Annotated in this window: 18 protein-coding genes; all 18 read left to right on the top strand. The window is 41.7% G+C overall.

Annotated elements, in window-relative coordinates; genetic code table 11:
* Positions 1–10: 10 nt before the first annotated feature.
* The 18 genes from QUF94_RS24980 (at position 11) to QUF94_RS24895 (ending at position 19,242) form a co-directional block, all read left to right on the top strand.
* Positions 11–1,048 (top strand): DUF3048 domain-containing protein, encoded by a 1,038-nt coding sequence (locus tag QUF94_RS24980; RefSeq protein ID WP_289318231.1) that lies wholly within the window; start codon positions 11–13, stop codon positions 1,046–1,048.
* Between the two features lie 26 nt (positions 1,049–1,074).
* Entirely contained in the window at positions 1,075–1,389 is a 315-nt protein-coding gene (locus QUF94_RS24975) for a YerC/YecD family TrpR-related protein (protein ID WP_034306094.1), read from the top strand.
* 231 nt (positions 1,390–1,620) lie between these two features.
* Positions 1,621–2,304: a heptaprenylglyceryl phosphate synthase gene (gene pcrB / locus QUF94_RS24970; RefSeq protein ID WP_289318230.1), complete on the top strand. Its 684-nt coding sequence runs from the start codon at positions 1,621–1,623 to the stop codon at positions 2,302–2,304.
* A gap of 61 nt (positions 2,305–2,365) precedes the next feature.
* Positions 2,366–4,612, top strand: a complete 2,247-nt coding sequence (gene pcrA, locus QUF94_RS24965; protein WP_289318229.1) for a DNA helicase PcrA — start codon at positions 2,366–2,368, stop codon at positions 4,610–4,612.
* Positions 4,613–4,715: 103 nt separating this feature from the next.
* The gene (gene ligA / locus QUF94_RS24960) at positions 4,716–6,722 is read left to right on the top strand and encodes an NAD-dependent DNA ligase LigA (RefSeq protein ID WP_289318228.1); all 2,007 of its coding nucleotides are present in this window, start codon (positions 4,716–4,718) and stop codon (positions 6,720–6,722) included.
* Positions 6,723–6,733: 11 nt separating this feature from the next.
* Positions 6,734–7,903, top strand: a complete 1,170-nt coding sequence (locus QUF94_RS24955) for a CamS family sex pheromone protein (protein ID WP_289318227.1) — start codon at positions 6,734–6,736, stop codon at positions 7,901–7,903.
* Between the two features lie 400 nt (positions 7,904–8,303).
* Positions 8,304–8,594 carry an Asp-tRNA(Asn)/Glu-tRNA(Gln) amidotransferase subunit GatC gene (gene gatC / locus QUF94_RS24950; protein WP_289318226.1) on the top strand — a complete coding sequence of 97 codons (291 nt, stop codon included), beginning with the start codon at positions 8,304–8,306 and terminating at the stop codon, positions 8,592–8,594.
* Positions 8,595–8,606: 12 nt separating this feature from the next.
* Positions 8,607–10,067: an Asp-tRNA(Asn)/Glu-tRNA(Gln) amidotransferase subunit GatA gene (gatA, locus tag QUF94_RS24945; RefSeq protein ID WP_289318225.1), complete on the top strand. Its 1,461-nt coding sequence runs from the start codon at positions 8,607–8,609 to the stop codon at positions 10,065–10,067.
* A gap of 12 nt (positions 10,068–10,079) precedes the next feature.
* Complete coding sequence (gene gatB, locus QUF94_RS24940) at positions 10,080–11,507, top strand: Asp-tRNA(Asn)/Glu-tRNA(Gln) amidotransferase subunit GatB (RefSeq protein WP_289318224.1); 1,428 nt, start codon at positions 10,080–10,082, stop codon at positions 11,505–11,507.
* Positions 11,508–11,672: 165 nt separating this feature from the next.
* Complete coding sequence (locus tag QUF94_RS24935) at positions 11,673–12,215, top strand: RNA polymerase sigma factor (protein WP_289318223.1); 543 nt, start codon at positions 11,673–11,675, stop codon at positions 12,213–12,215.
* Positions 12,212–12,679, top strand: a complete 468-nt coding sequence (locus tag QUF94_RS24930) for a hypothetical protein (RefSeq protein WP_289318222.1) — start codon at positions 12,212–12,214, stop codon at positions 12,677–12,679. Before QUF94_RS24935 ends, QUF94_RS24930 begins: the two co-directional genes overlap by 4 nt.
* Positions 12,672–13,742 (top strand): hypothetical protein, encoded by a 1,071-nt coding sequence (locus tag QUF94_RS24925; protein WP_289318221.1) that lies wholly within the window; start codon positions 12,672–12,674, stop codon positions 13,740–13,742. Before QUF94_RS24930 ends, QUF94_RS24925 begins: the two co-directional genes overlap by 8 nt.
* Entirely contained in the window at positions 13,739–14,665 is a 927-nt protein-coding gene (locus tag QUF94_RS24920) for a LiaF transmembrane domain-containing protein (protein ID WP_289318220.1), read from the top strand. The genes QUF94_RS24925 and QUF94_RS24920 overlap by 4 nt, the downstream gene beginning before the upstream one ends.
* Before the next feature lie 181 nt (positions 14,666–14,846).
* A complete protein-coding gene (locus tag QUF94_RS24915) occupies positions 14,847–15,761 on the top strand; it encodes a diacylglycerol kinase (protein ID WP_289318219.1) in 915 nt (304 codons plus the stop codon).
* A 63-nt stretch (positions 15,762–15,824) separates the two neighbouring features.
* Entirely contained in the window at positions 15,825–16,400 is a 576-nt protein-coding gene (locus QUF94_RS24910; RefSeq protein ID WP_289318218.1) for a GNAT family N-acetyltransferase, read from the top strand.
* A 38-nt stretch (positions 16,401–16,438) separates the two neighbouring features.
* On the top strand, positions 16,439–16,621 hold the full coding sequence (locus QUF94_RS24905; RefSeq protein WP_289318217.1) for a hypothetical protein: 183 nt from the start codon (positions 16,439–16,441) through the stop codon (positions 16,619–16,621).
* Between the two features lie 230 nt (positions 16,622–16,851).
* Positions 16,852–18,222, top strand: a complete 1,371-nt coding sequence (gene rlmD, locus QUF94_RS24900) for a 23S rRNA (uracil(1939)-C(5))-methyltransferase RlmD (protein ID WP_289318216.1) — start codon at positions 16,852–16,854, stop codon at positions 18,220–18,222.
* 471 nt (positions 18,223–18,693) lie between these two features.
* Positions 18,694–19,242 (top strand): YitT family protein, encoded by a 549-nt coding sequence (locus tag QUF94_RS24895; protein WP_289318215.1) that lies wholly within the window; start codon positions 18,694–18,696, stop codon positions 19,240–19,242.
* Positions 19,243–19,245: the final 3 nt, after the last annotated feature.

Below are 19,245 nucleotides of genomic sequence, written 5' to 3'. Positions count from 1 at the left end.
GAGTGGAAAGATGAATTTTAAGAGAATTCTTTTCATCGTTATTTCTATTTTACTGCTGGCAGGCTGTTCGACGAAAGAAGATCCTGCATCGGATGACAGTAAACCGAAAGATCAGGCTGTCATCAAAAATACAGATGTGAAAAATGAACCTTCCAATGAGTTTCCACTTACAGGTATAGCCACCGAAGAAGTCAGTGAGCAAAGGGCTGTAGCAGTGATGATTAATAATCATCCAAAAGCACGCCCGCAATCGGGCCTCTCAGAAGCCGATATCGTCTATGAAATGCTCGCAGAAGGTGACATAACCAGATTTTTAGCTATCTTCCAAAGTGAAATGCCAAGCCAAATCGGTCCGATTCGGAGTGCAAGGGACTATTATATCGAATTGGCTAAAGGCATGGATTGCATCTATGTGTGTCATGGGTATAGCCCCGAGGCAAAGACCATGCTGGACAAAGGGTATATTGATAACTTGAACGGATTATATTATGATGGTACTTTGTTTCAACGTTCGGCAGATCGAAAAGCACCGCATAATTCCTACATCTCTTTTGAGGATATCCAAAAAGGCGCGAAGGATAAGGGCTTTGAGATGAATGGTGCACCGGAGCCTTATGCTTTCCTTACAAAGGAAGAGGCGGCTGGCCTTCAAGGGGAACCGGCAGTGAAAACCGAGATATCCTACGGATCAGACGAGTATGATGTAAAGTATGAATACGAAGCCACGGAAGAGAAATATAAACGTTATTCGAATGGTGAGCAAACAGTCGAACATAAATCGAATAAACCGATTTTACTGGATAATATATTGATCATTGAGGCCACTCATCAAGTGATTGACGAAAAAGGACGTCGTACAATCGACTTGAAAAGTGGTGGGAAAGGTTATTTACTTCAAAAAGGAAAAGCGAATGAAGTAGAATGGGTTAATAAGGATGGTCGGATTACACCAGTGAAAAACGATAAAGAAGTAGGGTTGATTCCAGGGAAAACTTGGGTCAATATTATTCCGAATGAACCTGGTTTAGTAGGAGACGTCACATTTTGATACCCATGAAATTGAGGGGGAGTAACATGCAAATTGATAAGTTAAGGGGAAAAGAAACGGATCAGCTGTTTAAGTCGATCCTTTCCTTGCGTGATTTGGACGAATGCTATCGATTTTTTGATGATTTATGCACAGTTAATGAAATTTCATCATTAGCACAGCGTCTTGAAGTAGCCCGGATGCTTGAAGAAGGTAAGACCTATCATAAAATCGAAACGGAAACGGGTGCAAGTACGGCTACGATTTCCAGGGTGAAACGCTGCTTGAATTACGGAAATGACGCTTATTCAATGGCTCTTAACCGGATTAAGGATAACGTTGAGGAAACAACTGAATCTTAATGCTTTAGATTTTTTATATGGTGAATTAGAAAAAGCCGAGGAATTCATTTCCCGGCTTTTTATTTTGAGTTTAGCGCTTTCTTTGTCGGCTGTCTTTCAGCCATATCCATGTTATATTGGATTTTAGATTCAGGGGGTTCCATTTGGTAAACATTTTATCAATACTTCTCATTTTTAATGAAAAATCTTAATGCTATAATGGTTAATGGGAAGTGTGAATGGAGGATTAATATGTACGATTTTCGCGAGTGGAAACATGTTTTCAAACTCGATCCAAATAAAGAAATAAGTGATGAAGCCCTTGAAAAAGTCTGTGAATCGGGTACTGATGCAATCATGGTCGGGGGAACGGATGGAATCACGCTTGAGAATGTGCTTCATTTAATGGCACGGGTCAGACGATATACCGTCCCATGTGTAATGGAGATTTCTTCAGTTGAAACGGTGACGCCAGGGTTTGATTTATATTTCATTCCGAGTGTCCTGAATAGCACCAACCCGGATTGGATGATGAAACTGCATCAGCAAGCAGTCAAAGAATACGGATACCTTTTGAATTGGGATGAAATTTTCGTTGAAGGGTACTGTATCCTGAATCCTGAGTGCAAGGCGGCCCAATTGACGAAAGCCAATACCGATTTGGATATGGATGATGTGGGAGCATACGCGATGATGGCGGAAAAGATGTTCAACCTGCCGATTTTTTATCTGGAATACAGCGGTGATTATGGCGATGTTCAGATGGTGGAAGCGGCCAAAGAGAGTCTGGAGAATACAGTATTATTCTATGGCGGTGGGATTAAATCGGTTGAACAGGCCAAAGAGATGTCTAAGATTGCGGATGTTATCGTTGTCGGAAATGTAATTTATGAAGATTTGAAAGTGGCACTAGCAACAGTTACGGCAGTTAAATGAAAACTTGGAATAAATATAGTATACTAAAACAGAAACGAATGTTCGTATAGGTGGTGTGATAATGCAATATTTAGCGGAAAAATTACTAATAGGTTTGAATGAACAGCAACAAAAAGCAGTTAAATCAACTGATGGTCCACTTTTAATCATGGCTGGGGCAGGAAGTGGAAAGACGCGTGTGCTGACTCACCGAATAGCTTACTTGATGGTCGAGAAGGAAATAGCACCTTGGAATATCCTTGCAATCACGTTCACCAACAAAGCTGCACGTGAAATGAAGGAGAGGATCCGTGCCATACTTGGCGGTGCGTCCGAAGATATCTGGATTTCGACTTTCCACTCGATGTGTGTCCGCATTTTACGAAGGGATATCGATCGTATCGGTTTTAATAGGAACTTCTCGATATTGGATACGACTGATCAGCAATCGGTCATTAAACAAATTATGAAAGATCGCAATATGGATACGAAGAAATATGATTACCGTGCCATTTTGGGTAGCATCAGTTCAGCTAAAAATGAATTGGTCGGGCCGGAAGAGTACCTGAAGACGGCGTCTGATTACTTCACTAAAGTAACTGCCGATGTTTATACGGAATACCAAAAGCGGTTACGGAAAAATTCAGCGCTCGATTTCGATGATTTGATCATGATGACGATTCAATTGTTCCAACTGGTACCGGAAGTGCTTGAATACTACCAGCGCAAATTTCAATACATTCATGTCGATGAGTACCAAGATACGAACAGGGCTCAATATATGCTTGTTAAACTACTGGCTTCACGCTTCCGTAATCTTTGTGTTGTCGGGGATTCCGATCAATCGATCTATCGCTGGCGCGGTGCGGATATTGCGAATATCCTTTCATTTGAAAAAGATTACCCGAATGCCAACATGATTTTCCTTGAACAGAATTACCGCTCGACGAAAAAGATTCTAGAAGCGGCGAATAAGGTCATCGATAACAATCAAAACCGAAAGCCGAAAAATCTTTGGACCGAGAATGCAGATGGTAATAAGATATTCTATTACCGTGCAGACAATGAACAAGGGGAAGCGCAATTTGTAGCCGGAAAGATAAATGAGTTAGCTCAGGCCGGCAGCAGGAAATATTCCGATATAGCAATTCTGTATAGAACAAATGCACAATCACGTGTCATGGAGGAAGTTCTGCTTAAATCCAATATAAACTACGCAATAGTCGGGGGCACTAAGTTCTATGACCGTAAAGAGATTAAGGATTTACTTGCCTATCTGCGCCTTATTGCGAATCCTGATGATGACATCAGCCTTCGCCGTGTAATCAATGTACCAAAACGCGGAATTGGCGCAACTTCAATGGACAAAGTGGCAGATTATGCAGATCAATATGATGTTTCCATTTATAAAGCACTTGAATCCGTGGAAATGGTAGGGATAAGCGGTAAGGCTACCAAAGCGGCAAGGGAATTCCATACGCTGATCACTAACTATACAAATCAGCAGGAGTACCTATCCGTGACGGAACTGGTGGAGGAAGTCATTAAGAAAACCGGTTACCGTGAGATGCTGCAGGCAGAAAAAACGATTGAATCACAAAGCAGGCTTGAAAATATAGATGAGTTTTTATCTGTAACGAAGGCATTCGAAAGTAACAGCGAGGACAAGTCATTGGTTGGTTTTTTAACTGACCTGGCGTTGGTTGCCGATATAGACCAACTTGATGAGAATTCCGAAGAAGCTACAAATACGGTAACGTTGATGACGCTGCATTCCGCGAAGGGACTGGAATATCCGGTGGTCTTTTTATTGGGCCTTGAAGAAGGGGTTTTCCCTCACAGCCGCTCGCTCATGGATGAAGAGGAGATGGAAGAAGAACGCCGTCTGGCTTATGTGGGAATTACAAGGGCTGAAAATGAGCTATTCATAAGCAATGCCCAAATGCGGACATTGTATGGACGGACGAGTATGAACCCAGTTTCACGGTTCATCAGTGAAATACCAGAGGAGCTTCTTGAAGATCTAAAACCGAAACCGGCTCCTAGAGCTAGGCAAACACCTTTCAGTTCTTCGAGAACTGGATCTCCTTCAACAGCTTCCACAAGAAAAGTTCCTGCCTTTGGAAGAGCTGTTTCTGCACCATCCGCAACGGGCGGTGAAGAGATTGGCTGGGCTGTCGGTGACCGTGCATCCCATAAAAAATGGGGGATAGGAACCGTGGTGAGCGTAAAAGGGGAAGGCGAAGGGAAGGAATTGGATATTGCTTTTCCAAGTCCAATCGGCATCAAGCGCCTACTGGCGAAATTTGCACCGGTTGAAAAAGCTTAAGCTATTAATATGCTTCTACTGGTAAAGAATAGGGATATCTGACTTTAGACACCGCTCTTCTATAAGAAGTGCGGTGGAGTCTTCTTTAGAAAGGATTGAACGTATGGACTTACAAGCTGCAGAGAAGAAAGTTCTAGAACTGCAAACTTTATTGAACCAATACAGCTATGAATATTATGTGATGGACCAGCCATTAGTACCTGATGCTGAATATGATCGGCTACTCCGTGAACTTATTGAGTATGAGGAAAAATTTCCGGAGCTGCAAACGGCTGACTCTCCGACACAACGGGTCGGTGGGGCCATTTTGGATATGTTTGAAAAAGTAGAGCATACCACGCCGATGCTTAGTTTAGGCAATGCTTTCAATGAAAGTGACTTACGGGATTTCGACAGAAAGGTCAGACAATCTGTTGGTGACGATTTCTCCTATGTATGTGAATTGAAAATTGACGGACTAGCCGTCACACTTCAATATGAGAATGGATATTTCGTACGAGGGGCAACCCGTGGAGATGGAACGATCGGTGAAGATATTACAGCTAACCTGAAAACGATCAAGTCGATTCCATTGAAGGTGCGGGAGCCGGTTGCGATAGAAGTGCGCGGTGAGGCATTCATGCCAAAAAAATCGTTTGAATCTTTGAATGAGGCTAAGGAAGAACGTGGGGAGGAACCATTTGCAAACCCACGGAATGCAGCTGCTGGCTCGTTAAGGCAGCTTGACCCGAAACTTGCTGCTAAACGGAACTTGGATATTTTCCTTTATGCGATTGCCGATGTAGGAGAAACCGGGGTCCGCTCCCACAGTGAGGGTCTGGATTTGTTGGATAGACTTGGCTTTAAGACGAACCGGGAAAGAAAAACATGCTCGAATATAGAGGAAGTACTAGCCTATATAGTAGAATGGACGGAACAACGTCCGAACTTAGCCTATGATATTGATGGGATTGTAGTAAAGGTGGATTCCCTTGAACAGCAGGATGAATTAGGTTTTACCGCAAAAAGTCCGCGTTGGGCAATTGCTTATAAATTCCCGGCTGAAGAAGTCATTACAACCCTACGGGATATCGAGCTGAATGTTGGCCGTACGGGTGTATTGACCCCAACTGCCGTTTTGGATCCTGTTCGTGTAGCTGGTACGACTGTGCAGCGAGCTTCACTTCATAACGAAGACTTAATCCGTGAAAAAGACATAAGGATCGGAGATCAAGTGGTCGTGAAAAAAGCGGGCGATATCATTCCAGAGGTGGTCAATGTACTGGCAGAGCGCCGTACAGGGGAAGAAGTCGAGTTTCAGATGCCGACTGAGTGCCCGGAATGCAGCAGCGAACTCGTTCGGCTGGACGGGGAGGTTGCCTTACGGTGCATCAACCCGAAGTGTCCTGCACAAATACGGGAAGGCTTGATTCATTTTGTATCCCGGACAGCAATGAACATAGACAGTCTCGGTGAAAAAGTGATTAGCTTGTTGTTTAAAGAAGAACTCATACAAGATGTGGCTGATATTTATAAGCTTACATACGATCAACTGATTGCATTGGAAAGGATGGGGGATAAATCAGTCAATAAACTCCTTCAAGCAATCGAAGCTTCGAAAACCAATTCATTGGAAAAATTACTATTCGGGCTAGGCATTCGCCATGTCGGTTCGAAAGCCGCCAAAACACTTGCGCGGGAGTTCGGGACAATGGAAGCCTTAAGCGAGGCGAGCCGTGAAGAACTAACGTCCATTAATGAAATAGGGGAAAAGATGGCGGATTCCATCGTAGCTTATTTTGAATTGGAAGAAGTTCATGCGTTACTGAATGAGTTGGAGGCAGCCGGTGTGAATCTTACTTTTAAAGGGCCAAGGGCTGTTTCCATTGAAGAAATCGATTCCGTTTTTGCCGGTAAAACAGTCGTTTTAACGGGTAAATTGCATCAGCTAACACGTAATGAAGCAAAAGAAAAATTAGAGGCGCTGGGAGCTAACGTTGCTGGAAGTGTCAGCAAGAAAACCGATTTGGTCGTAGCTGGCGAAGATGCCGGTTCCAAACTGGAAAAAGCGGAAAGCCTGGGCGTCATGGTATGGGATGAAGAGAGACTGATTGAGGAACTAAAAAAATAAGAGGTGTAGCTATGAGGAAACACTCTATTTTGGGGATGATTCTTATACTGCTTCTTGCTGGTTGTGCGCCTAGTTTTGAGGATAAGCAAGAGGTAGTTCAAGACTCCAAAGACAAAAAAGAGACGGCAATTATTCCGAAGTACAAAATTTCGGAAGAATATTATCAAACGATCCTACCGTTTGAACCATCAAAAGCACGCGGTTTGGTCGTATCTAATCTAAATACCCGATATGATATTGAAGAATTCGAAAATGGATTGATGCGGTTGGCCCAAACCCAATTCGACCCGGAAGAATACCTATTTCAAGAGGGGCAAACGCTTGATAGTTCCAAAATATCTTCCTGGCTGAACAGAAAATATACCAATAGTCAGTTGAAAGAAAAAAAGATGAAAGCTTCAGACAATGTTGGCTTGAATCCGGTTGATCCAGGTAAAGGTGACATTGATAAGCGGAATGAAGAAAATCCAATCTATCTTGCTCATATTTTAGAACATAATTACTTAGTCAAAACAAAAGATAATTCAGTGAGCCTAGGCGGGGTTGTAATAGGTCTTGCGTTGAATTCAGTGCATTACTATCAAAAAGAGGCATACGGTGCCACCTATGAAAAGAAAATCGATAGTAAAAAGTTAAAGCAAGAAGGGGAGAAAATTGCTGCAGAAGTCTTAAAGAGGCTGCGTAAAATGGACAAACTGAAAAATGTTCCGATTACGATTGCCTTATTCGAGCAAAATGAAAAATCCTCAGTAGTTCCTGGGAATTTCATTTCCTATACGAATATTGATAAAAACTCTGACAATATTGGAAAGTGGACGAACTTGGACGAAGAGTATTTCCTATTTCCTTCTGCTGGTGCTGAAAAAAAATACCGTGATGACGTCAATACTTTCACGAACTTTAAAGAAGATGTCGAAGAATTTTTCCCTAACTTTAACGGAGTCATTGGCAGGGCGTTCTATATGGATGATCAATTACAAAGTCTGAACATCGATATCCCCATTCAATTTTATGGGAACTCGGAAGCGATTGGCTTTACCCAATATGTTGCTGGGCTTGTAATGGAGCGTTTCCCTAACTATATTGCCGTACAAGTATCCATTACCTCTGTAAATGGACCTGAAGCTCTCATTGTCCGAGAAGCAAATCAGGACGAACCTACCGTGCATATATATGAATGAAAAAAGATGGAGCTTAACGGCTTCATCTTTTTTTGGGACAATCTCTGAAATCCACTTTTCATAAGTTATTCTTACGGAGATAAGGTGAATTTCAAAATAACCTTTAAGCAGGAACAGACACATATAGTAGAAAGTAAACCCTTCCAAAAGAGAAAGTGAATGCTTAAAAAGGGGAACATATGTCGAATATTAAAGGCTTTCTTGTCATTTCCCCGGAAATTCTGACAACTTTCCCATATTTCCCGGAAAATATCTCTTTTTCCTTGAGAAATAATTGAATTTCGACATGGTATCTCTAGTTGCTTTACTGTGTAATAGTTTGATATGATTTAAACGATGATTTTATGGAGAATAGCGACGAAATTCAGTCGATTTGGATATTTTTTCGGAGGTGAAGAGAATGTCACGTATTTCTATGGAACAAGTTAAACACGTTGCCCATTTGGCTCGTTTGGCAATTACGGAAGATGAAGCACAACAGTTTCAACATCAGCTTGACCAAATGATTTCATTTGCGGAGCAGTTGAATGAGCTTGATACGGATCAAGTAAACCCGACTTCTCACGTTTTGGATATGAAAAATGTTATGCGCGAAGATGTCGCAAAACCAGGATTGCCAGTAGAAGAAGTAGTTAAAAATGCACCGGATAGCAAAGAAGGATATATCCGTGTACCATCTATAATTGAATAAGGGGGGACAATGATGTCGTTGTTCGAACAAAAGGTTTCTGAGCTTCATGAACGCTTACATAAGAAAGAGATCAGTGTCACTGATCTTGTAAACGAATCGTATGAGCGCATTGGACAGGTAGAGGACAAGGTGAAGGCATTTTTGACACTTGATGAAGAAAACGCCCGCAATCAAGCAAAACGATTGGATGATCAATTGGTAAAAGGCGAGAACGAAGGCGCTTTATTTGGTATGCCAATCGGAGTGAAGGATAATATTGTCACTAAAAATTTACGAACGACTTGTGCAAGCAAAATCTTGGAGAACTTTGATCCGATTTATGATGCAACCGTCGTTCAAAAGCTGCAGCAGGCAGAAACGGTGACGATCGGGAAATTGAATATGGATGAATTCGCGATGGGTTCATCAAATGAGAACTCTGCATTTCAGGCGACACGCAACCCGTGGAATACGGATTATGTACCAGGCGGTTCTTCAGGTGGTTCGGCTGCATCTGTCGCTTCAGGAGAAGTCCTCTTCTCTTTAGGTTCCGATACGGGTGGATCGATCCGCCAACCAGCGGCATATTGTGGTGTTGTCGGCTTAAAACCTACATATGGACGGGTTTCCCGTTTCGGACTTGTAGCGTTTGCTTCTTCATTGGACCAAATCGGTCCGATTACAAGAACGGTCGAAGATAATGCCTATTTGCTTGAAGCGATCTCAGGAGTAGATCCAATGGATTCGACTTCTGCAAACGTTGATGTGCCGAATTTTGTGAATTCGTTAACAGGCGATGTTAGAGGATTGAAAATAGCTGTGCCTAAAGAATATCTTGGTGAAGGTGTTGGCGAAGAGGCACGTAATTCCGTTCTTGAAGCTTTAAAAGTATTAGAAGGACTTGGAGCTGAATGGGAAGAGGTATCCTTGCCGCATTCCAAATATGCCTTAGCTGCCTATTATCTGCTATCTTCATCGGAAGCTTCGGCTAACCTTTCGCGTTTTGACGGTGTGCGTTACGGACATCGTACAGATAATGCAGAAACTCTTATAGAAATGTATAAGCAAACTCGTGCAGAAGGATTCGGTGACGAAGTGAAACGCCGTATCATGCTTGGAACTTTCTCCTTAAGTTCAGGTTATTATGATGCTTATTATAAAAAGGCTCAAAAAGTCCGTACTTTAATCAAAAAAGACTTTGAAGATGTCTTTGAAAAATATGATGTCATCGTCGGGCCGACTACACCTACGCCTGCATTTAAAATTGGTGAAAAAGTCGCCGATCCATTAACGATGTACGCGAATGATATCTTAACGATTCCAGTCAATCTTGCTGGTGTACCAGGTATATCCGTGCCATGTGGATTCGCAGCGAATGGGCTTCCGCTTGGACTGCAAATGATTGGAAAGCATTTTGATGAAAGCACTATTTACCGCGCAGCTCACGCTTTTGAGCAAGCAACAGATTTTCATAAACAATTTCCTAAGCTGTAAGGGGTGAAATAAATGGACTTTGAAACGGTGATTGGTCTAGAAGTACACGTAGAATTAAAAACGGATTCTAAAATTTTCTCTGCGAGCCCAAATCATTTTGGTGCCGCTCCAAATAGTAACACGACTGTAATTGACCTAGGCTACCCAGGCGTATTGCCTGTCGTCAATAAAAAGGCTGTTGATTTTGCAATGAAGGCTGCAATTGCCCTAAATTGCGAAGTGGCTGAAATTACGAAATTCGACCGGAAAAACTATTTTTACCCGGACAATCCTAAAGCATACCAAATTTCACAGTTCGATCAACCGATCGGTGAGCATGGCTGGATTGAAATCGAAGTCGGTGGCAAGAAAAAGAAGATTGGCATTACCCGCATTCATATGGAAGAGGATGCTGGAAAGCTGACACATAAAGGGAACTATTCTCTTTGTGATTATAACCGCCAAGGTACGCCACTTGTTGAAATCGTATCCGAGCCGGATATCACTTCCCCAGAAGAAGCATATGCTTATTTGGAAAAGTTGAAATCCATCATTCAGTACACAGGCGTTTCCGATTGTAAAATGGAAGAAGGCTCACTTCGCTGTGATGCTAACATTTCCTTGAAACCTGTCGGCCAAAAAGAATTCGGTACGAAGACCGAATTGAAAAACTTGAACTCATTCAACTTCGTTCGCAAAGGGTTGGAGCATGAAGAAATCCGACAAGCGGAAATCTTGAATGAAGGCGGCGTAATCGAACAGGAAACTCGCCGGTTCGATGAAGCTACAGGCAGAACGGTACTAATGCGAATTAAAGAAGGTTCCGATGATTACCGTTACTTCCCAGAGCCGGACTTATTGACAATCCATATCGATGAAGAATGGAAAGCACGCATCGCTGCCGAGATTCCAGAACTTCCGGATGCCCGGAAAAAACGCTATGTCGAAGAATTTGGCTTACCGGAATATGATGCAGCCGTTTTAACGGTAACGAAGGAAAGTGCTGATTTCTTTGAAGCGACAGTGGCTTCAGGTGCGGATGCGAAACTAGCATCTAACTGGATCATGGGTGAGGTTTCTGCTTTCTTGAATGCAGAAGGAAAAGAGCTGCATGAAGTCAAATTGACTGCCGAATCGTTGGCTGGAATGATCAAGCTGATCGAAGATGGTACGATTTCTTCTAAAATAGCTAAAAAAGTTTTCAAAGAATTGATTGAAAACGGTGGAGACGCTGAAACGATCGTCAAGGAGAAGGGACTAGTCCAAATTTCCGATGAAGGCGCGTTGCGTACAGCAGTTGAAGAAGCATTGAATAATAATCCGCAATCAATTGAAGATTTTAAAGCCGGTAAACAAAAAGCAATCGGCTTCCTTGTCGGACAGATTATGAAAGCGACAAAAGGACAAGCCAATCCGCAGCTTGTTAATAAAATTTTGGTGGAAGAAATCAATAAACGTTAATATTAACCGTATCACTTTTAAAGTGGTACGGTTTTCTCTTGATTAAGGAAAGAGTTTATTGAGAAAAAGGAAACTAATTTTTGATTTTTTTTGAGTTATCTGTAGGGGTAACTCCTTTTTGTGTCGTCTATTACATGAATGTTTAACAGGAAAGGAGGAAGAGAAGTGACCGATGAGTTAGTTGAGAAGGTAAGGGCTGGGAATGATCATGCATTCCGAATAATAATTGAAACTTATAAACAGACGATTTATAGAACCGTCTATTCCGTCTTGCGGAATCAAAAGGATGCAGAAGATGTTACCCAGGAAGTCTTTATCAAAATCTATACTTCTCTTCCTCAATATAAGAACCAAGGTTTCAAGACTTGGATTACCCGAATTGCTGTCAATCATGCAATCGATTTAAAGAGAAAGAGGGAACGCCAAAAGGAAGAATTGCAGGACGAACATTCATCGGAAGCTAATTTGGGCTTAACTGATGATGTCGAGGCAGTATTTTTTCGGAATGAAAGGCGAAAGCAAGTATTAAGGAAGCTGAATGACCTTCCAGAGGGATACCGGGACGTTGTATATGGCTATTACATAAAGGAAAAGACATTCAAGCAAATTGCAGAGGAACAGCAGATTCAAGTGAAATCTGTGGAGGTAAAGCTATATCGGGCAAGAAATTGGATGAGAAAACATTGGAAAGAGGAGGATTTTTCATGAATCATGTTCCAGAAGCAGAATGGGTTGCATATTTGGCAGATGAAATACCAGAGGCTCTAAAAATTGAATATGAAAATCATCTATACTCCTGTGACAAGTGTTTATCCGCCTATATGGAAGCGATGGAAAAAGAAGAATCCAGACTGGACATTGAAGGATTTGATATTGCAGGTCCTGTCATGGACTCGATTAGCAGATTGAAAGGCGGGTCTATTGAAGAGGCTAAGCAACTCCGACAAGAGAAATCCCTTCGGACCATCACGAGACATTATCTGATCGCGGCCGGGTTTACGATCCTATTAATGGCAGGCGGAGTATTTCAATCATTGACAGAATACGTGGATTCTGTGGAATCCAGCAGTGTAAAGGAAACTCAGTCCTTAACCGAAGGGCTTATTGATAAAACATTTAATTGGATGGACACAATCGAAAAGAAAAATAAGGAGGGGTTTAGAAATGAATAAAAGTCCGGTATTAGCTTTTTTATTATCGTTTCTGCCAGGTTTTGGACATTTTTACCTAGGAAGGAAATATAAAGGTTTATTTTATTTTCTTGCCGCAGCTGGACTGGGACTTGGAGGTCTTTTTCTTTCATTGATCAGTCAAGCGGATGAGTTTCTGGCTTTTTCCATTATTGGAATGGTGTTTTATTTCATCAGTATATTTGATTTGGTGGTCACCTCACTGAGGAATCCTAAAAGTGAAGAGAATTTAGAGGGGATGGTAGATCAGCCGGAAGCGGAAAGATTCTATGTAATCATCCTTTCATTCGTTCCAGGATTAGGGCATTTTCAGTTGGGCCTCATGAATCGGGGACTCATTTTTTTGATCGGCTTTTTAGGCCTTGGCATTATGGTGGTATTCATTAGTGTGATGACACATATGGAAGGTCTGTTAATATTCATGGCACTATTGCCTGTTATCTGGATTTACAGTTTTTTTGATTCCGTTCAACAGCTGAATAAAAAGCAAAGAGGGGAGGAGCTTATCGATCGGACCGTTTTGGAAGATTTCGAGGAGAGGCGGGAATCCGGGAAAAAGAGTAAATCGGTCGCGACTTTATTCGCCATTTTTCCTGGAGCAGGTCACTTATATTTGGGGCTGCAAAAACGTGGGATTCAATTGATGGCTGGCTTTTTATTCGCCATTTACATTTTGGATTTACTTCGTTTAGGTTTCTTCTTTTTCCTAATTCCGATCATCTGGTTTTATAGTTTTTTTGATGGATTGCAAAAAGCCTCGAAAATGGAAGAGGGTCCTGTTGAAGATACGCCCATCATTTCTGGAATAGTCAATCACCAAAAATGGGTAGGATTTGGGTTGGTGGGGCTTGGAATCTATTTCTTGGCTAGTAATATAATCATCCCTGCAATTGCACCTCATTTAGATGAATGGATTGGAAGTAACTTGGAATATTGGTTTAGAGATTATTTTCAAAAAGGACTGGTGTGCATCCTTCTTATAGGTGGGGGAATCAAATTGCTGTCGGGAAGTAAAAAAGGGAGAGTCAAGGAGGAGACAAAATGAGAACATGGAGAGTCGGAACGATTTCAATGGGTATCTCCCTGGTTGGTTTGGGTTTGGTTTTACTGGTTTCTCAAATTACGGATATGAATTTGACGACGATTATGCTATCTTGGTGGCCGTTGCTGTTCATTATCTTGGGTGTGGAGATTCTCTTCTATATTTATTTTTCCAGAAAAGAAAGTTCTTTTGTAAAGTATGATATTCTTAGCATTCTTTTCGTAGGATTGCTAGGAACGACAGGGATCGTTTTAATTCTGCTAACATCAAGCGGATTGATGGATCAAGTTAGGGCTGCCGTGAATAGTGAAGAAAAAACGGTCAATTTGCCTGGTTTCAATGAAAAGGCCGGGAAAGACATACAGAGAGTTGTTCTGGATTCTGGCTCATACCCATTGACGATTGAAAGTGGCAAGGATGGGGAAGTATCCATTTTTGGAACATATGGTGAGCGGGTAATGGAAGATGCTGATTCTGTGTTGAAGAAGGCGGAAGATTATCTAATGGTTGAGAGAAATGGTGATACACTTTACATAAGCTTCAAGGATTTGCCGATTCAAAATGGAATTTTGGACAGTGGTAGGATGAATCTTAAGGCCACTCTTATAATCCCTGCTGAGTTGGCATTGGAAATAGATGGACAAAGTACCGATCTTGTCTTGAAGCCTAGAAAGCTATTGAATGATTGGAGTGTGAAGGATAGTGGGAATCTTAGTGTATTCCTTCAGGATAATAGCGATATCAAGATAGATGCCAGAGGGGTCGAGGAACTGGAAGGCCCTGAGAATAGCTGGAAGATGACTGAAGTGAAAGAAGAAACAAGTGATGATGGCATTGTAAAAAAGAATGGGATATTCAATACCGGTAAAGGGAATCATACTTTAACCGTTACCGATACATTTAACGTGAATGTACAATATCCATGATTGAAATCATTTACTAGAATAAAATTGTAAAAAGCATTATAATTTCCCTGATAAGTTTTCTTGTAAAGTGCATAAAAGATATGGACCGAAATACGGTCCTCTTTTTTTCGAATATTGCTTTTCATGCAACGAAGGATTAAGATGTAAATTATGGAATCAATATGTATAAGGATGATGGGAAATGAAAAGAGCAAGGTTGATTTACAACCCGACTTCGGGCCGGGAAGCCATTAAGAAGAGCCTGCCAGGTGTGCTAGCAAAACTTGAAGAAGCTGGTTATGAAGCTTCTGCACATGCGACGACCGGTGCTGGGGATGCAACGAAAGCGGCTAAGATAGCGATTGAACGCGGCTATGATATAGTTATTGCAGCAGGGGGCGACGGTACGATTTATGAGGTTGTTAATGGACTGGCCACTGCAGAGAAACGTCCGAAACTAGGAATCATTCCGACGGGAACGACCAATGATTTCGCGCGGGCGCTGCATTTACCGAAGTCAATTGAAGGGGCAGCCGAAATTATTGCCGGTGGGCATACGATGCCGGTCGATATTGGGAAAATGAACGATAAGTATTTCATCAATATTGCTGGCGGGGGCAGATTGACCGAATTGACCTATGACGTGCCGATCAAACTGAAAACCATGCTTGGTCAGCTAGCGTACTATATTAAAGGAATTGAAATGCTTCCTTCAATTAAGCCGACGGAAGTTTCAATTGAATATGATGGGAAGCTTTTTGAAGGGGAGATCATGCTTTTCTTGGTGGCTAACACGAATTCGGTCGGCGGCTTCGAGAAACTGGCTCCTGACGCCTCTCTGAATGATGGTATGTTCACGTTGCTTATTTTGAAAAAGGCCAACCTCGCTGATATTGTCCGTGTCGCAACATTGGCAATGCGCGGTGAACATATCCATGATAAAAACGTCATTTATGTAAAAGCCAATCGGATTAAAGTACAGGCCAAAAATGACATGATGCTTAATTTGGATGGGGAATTTGGCGGGATGGCCCCAGCTGAATTCGTAAATCAGTACCGCCATTTTGATGTATTCATCCCACAAGGAATACTGCCGGACGATCCGGCAAATAAATAGGGTGAAAAGGCCACTGAATCTGGTGGCCTTTTCATTTTAATAGATCAAGGAGTATGTATAAACATGTATATCAGGAAAGCGACACCGGAAGATGCGGACAAGGCAGCCGTTTTGACCCGGTTAGCGATTAAGGAAATTGCAGAGGTTTTGACAGGTGAAACGGAAGAAGAAAGAATCCTTACCGTTCTGGCCGAGTTGTTCAGAAAAAGTGGAAATCGGATCAGTTTTGAAAATACGTTCGTAAGTGAACATGATGGACAAGTATCTGGATTGATCATTGCTTACCATGGTAAGGATGCAGAAAGCTTGGATGAACCGATAGTGAAACAATTAAGGATGAAAATGAAAGACCCAAGCGTTACGCTCGATAAAGAAGCGGAAATGAAAGACTTTTATTTGGATACATTATGCGTTGACCCGGATTTTCAAGGAAAAGGAATTGGTAGTGCACTGATTCAATATGTTGAGGGATACGCTAGACATAAGGGATATCCAAGGGTTTCTTTAGTCGTTGAAAATGAAAATGAAGGGGCAAATCGTCTCTATAGCAGATTAGGTTATAAAGAAATGAAAACCATTACGATTGGCGGCCATGAATTTGGCTATATGGTAAAGGAAATAGAAGAACCTCCTGTTTAACAGGGGGTCCTTTTTATTGATTTGAAATTTGGTACTGTATGCGATTACATTTGCTGCCCATTCATGGCGGCCCAATCAGAGTAATCACCGGTACCATTACAGCCGGGACAGTCGTGTATATCGGAAAAATGATATTCCGTAGGTACGAAGGAGCTATATCCTCGTCCGTAACAATCGGGACAGAGGCCTTTTTCCTCCATACTTGCTCGATGTTTTTCTAACCTTGTTGCGTTCCAGGCTGATATAGAGTTAAATAAACCCATTTCCTCACCTCTTCTATTTTTCCTTATTTTTCTTTTTTTATTGAACTTTTATACATGGAACTATGAAAAATCAATAATTCCTTCCACTATATTTTATGAAAACTAATGTAAATTGGTGAGTGGTTTTGTGGCGAGGCCTCGATTGTGGTAAAATACAGGCTAGCATAAAAAAGAAAAGAGAAGATGATATGAAAAAAACAGCACCAGTTGCTAAAAATGATATTATAGAGGTTTTATTTGAAGATTTAACACATGAAGGAGCTGGAGTGGCTAAAGTTGATGGCTACCCGATCTTTGTTCAGAACGCCCTTCCTGGTGAAAAGGCAAAAATTAAAGTGATGAAGGCTAATAAAGGGTATGGCTTCGGACGCTTGATGGAAATTATAGAAAATAGTCCATACCGGGTTGAGGTCACGACTGAAGATTTCCATAAATACGGTGGTTGTCAGCTGCAGCATATGAGCTATGAAGGACAGTTGAAATTCAAGGAAAAGCAAGTACGTGAAGTGATGACACGCATCGGGAAGCTTGAGGATGTAAAGGTTCACCCGATCATCGGGATGGAGAATCCAACCCATTATCGCAATAAAGCGCAAGTGCCTGTTGGTGAAAAGGATGGCAAGTTAATAGCAGGATTCTTCAAACCGCGGACACATGAAATTGTTGAAACGAAAGAAAGCATAATCCAAAATGAAGTGATCAGTGAAGCCGTTCAAGTTGTTAAAGAGATCTTCAGTAAACTTGGTATCCCTGCTTACAATGAAGAGGCACATAAAGGTGTATTGCGGCACATCATGGCCCGTTATGGCAAGCAAACAGGTGAATTGATGATTGTTCTCGTTACAAGAACGAATAGTATCCCTTTCATCGAAACCATCGTTAAGGAAATCGTTGAACGTCTTCCACAAGTGAAATCCATTGTTCAAAACGTGAATTCCAAGAAAACGAACGTTATCTTAGGCGATAAAATGACTTTACTGTGGGGCGACGAAGTGATTCATGATATGATCGGTGATGTGAAATTTGCGATTTCAGCAAAATCCTTCTACCAAATCAATCCAGACCAAACGAAAGTCCTTTATGATAAAGCCCTTGACTATGCAGGGCTAACGGGTGAAGAGACGGTGATAGATGCCTATTGCGGCATTGGAACCATATCTTTATTCTTAGCTAAAAAAGCGAAAAAAGTTATCGGTGTCGAAGTAGTGGAAGAAGCGATAGAAGACGCACGCCGCAACGCTGAATTGAATGAAATTTCAAATGCCGAATTCATTGTTGGCGATGCAGGTAACGTGATTGCTGAATGGTATCAAAAGGGCAACACTGCGGATGTCATCGTAGTGGATCCGCCTCGCAAAGGTTGTGAGGAATCCCTTCTGAATACGATCATCGAGATGAAACCTAACAAAGTCGTATACGTATCATGCAACCCAGGCACTCTAGCACGTGATCTTCATATCTTGGAAGAAGGCGGATATAAAGCAGTTGATATCCAACCTGTCGATATGTTCCCAATGACGACACATGTTGAAAATGTAGTGTTATTAGAGTTGAAATAAGGAAATGGGGCCCGGTCTAAATGACCGGGCCCTTTAGACTGTAGGCAAACTCAATGAAAATCGAGTTTGCCTACAGTTTTTTTAGGGCTTGTACAATTTGGACGTTGCTTTCCGCTCCAGGCACTTGCTTTCCGCCTGTGTCTCCCTAGACGCGCTTTTCCCGTAGGAGTCTCGCACCTTTCTCTCCAATCAACTTTGTAATAACGTTTAGATAGAATCCGTTCCTGAGGAGTAGAAGGTGTTGCTTTGGGTCAGTTTGTTCGGGAATAATGAAAGATATGTTTTCCGAACCCCTTGTCTACAAACTGTAGGTCTCGGTCTAAATGACCGGGACCTTTTTCACGTAGTTAAATTGAAGTAAAGTGAGGGGGATTTTTTTTTTGCATGTATATTCTTGACGCTCTGACTTGGACATATATTAAGGAATATATGATTGGGAGGTAAGGTGATTTTATTAATTTTCAAAAAGCAGTGGCTGTAATTGTTGGTAGCTTTTTGGTGGCTATTGGAATCAATGGTTTTTTAGTGCCTCATCATTTAATAGATGGCGGCGTTATTGGAATTGCACTCATTCTTCATTATTTCTTTGGTTTTCAAACAGGGCTATCCATGTTGATCCTAAGTATTCCTATATTTTTATATGCCTGGTACTATGAAAGGTCCTTTTTCTATAGCAGCATTCACGGTTTACTTTTGACATCCCTTTTTATGGATTGGCTAAATCCATTGAGAAAAGTCTTTTCCCTTTCGATACTAACTAGCTCTTTGATTGGCGGAGCCATCATTGGGATGGGCATAGGGCTCATGCTTCGATATGAGACAAGCAGCGGTGGAACGGATATGTTAGCCAAAATCATCTCCAAATCTTCCTACATAGATATTGCTTTGGCCATTATCATCATAGATACACTCATCATTTCAGCTGCAGCATTCACTTTAGGTATCGAAATTTTTCTTTTTTCATGTGTGACGATCGTCATCATTGGACTGATCACTTCGCTTATGAAAGTGAGGAAATGAATA

Origin of the sequence: Peribacillus sp. NJ4, from assembly GCF_030348345.1 — a bacterium.
Classification (GTDB): Bacteria; Bacillota; Bacilli; order Bacillales; family DSM-1321; genus Peribacillus.
This window is presented reverse-complemented; position numbering and strand designations above follow the sequence as displayed.

Bases quoted from the DNA above. Each gene is read 5' to 3' on its own strand.
- rlmD (WP_289318216.1), top strand. From the start codon at position 16,852: ATGAAAAAAACAGCACCAGTTGCTAAAAATGATATTATAGAGGTTTTA.
- QUF94_RS24955 (WP_289318227.1), top strand. From the start codon at position 6,734: ATGAGGAAACACTCTATTTTGGGGATGATTCTTATACTGCTTCTTGCT.
- gatC (WP_289318226.1), top strand. From the start codon at position 8,304: ATGTCACGTATTTCTATGGAACAAGTTAAACACGTTGCCCATTTGGCT.
- QUF94_RS24910 (WP_289318218.1), top strand. From the start codon at position 15,825: ATGTATATCAGGAAAGCGACACCGGAAGATGCGGACAAGGCAGCCGTT.
- pcrB (WP_289318230.1), top strand. From the start codon at position 1,621: ATGTACGATTTTCGCGAGTGGAAACATGTTTTCAAACTCGATCCAAAT.
- gatB (WP_289318224.1), top strand. From the start codon at position 10,080: ATGGACTTTGAAACGGTGATTGGTCTAGAAGTACACGTAGAATTAAAA.
- QUF94_RS24930 (WP_289318222.1), top strand. From the start codon at position 12,212: ATGAATCATGTTCCAGAAGCAGAATGGGTTGCATATTTGGCAGATGAA.
- QUF94_RS24915 (WP_289318219.1), top strand. From the start codon at position 14,847: ATGAAAAGAGCAAGGTTGATTTACAACCCGACTTCGGGCCGGGAAGCC.
- QUF94_RS24980 (WP_289318231.1), top strand. From the start codon at position 11: ATGAATTTTAAGAGAATTCTTTTCATCGTTATTTCTATTTTACTGCTG.
- gatA (WP_289318225.1), top strand. From the start codon at position 8,607: ATGTCGTTGTTCGAACAAAAGGTTTCTGAGCTTCATGAACGCTTACAT.
- pcrA (WP_289318229.1), top strand. From the start codon at position 2,366: ATGCAATATTTAGCGGAAAAATTACTAATAGGTTTGAATGAACAGCAA.
- ligA (WP_289318228.1), top strand. From the start codon at position 4,716: ATGGACTTACAAGCTGCAGAGAAGAAAGTTCTAGAACTGCAAACTTTA.
- QUF94_RS24975 (WP_034306094.1), top strand. From the start codon at position 1,075: ATGCAAATTGATAAGTTAAGGGGAAAAGAAACGGATCAGCTGTTTAAG.
- QUF94_RS24925 (WP_289318221.1), top strand. From the start codon at position 12,672: ATGAATAAAAGTCCGGTATTAGCTTTTTTATTATCGTTTCTGCCAGGT.
- QUF94_RS24905 (WP_289318217.1), top strand. From the start codon at position 16,439: ATGCGATTACATTTGCTGCCCATTCATGGCGGCCCAATCAGAGTAATC.
- QUF94_RS24920 (WP_289318220.1), top strand. From the start codon at position 13,739: ATGAGAACATGGAGAGTCGGAACGATTTCAATGGGTATCTCCCTGGTT.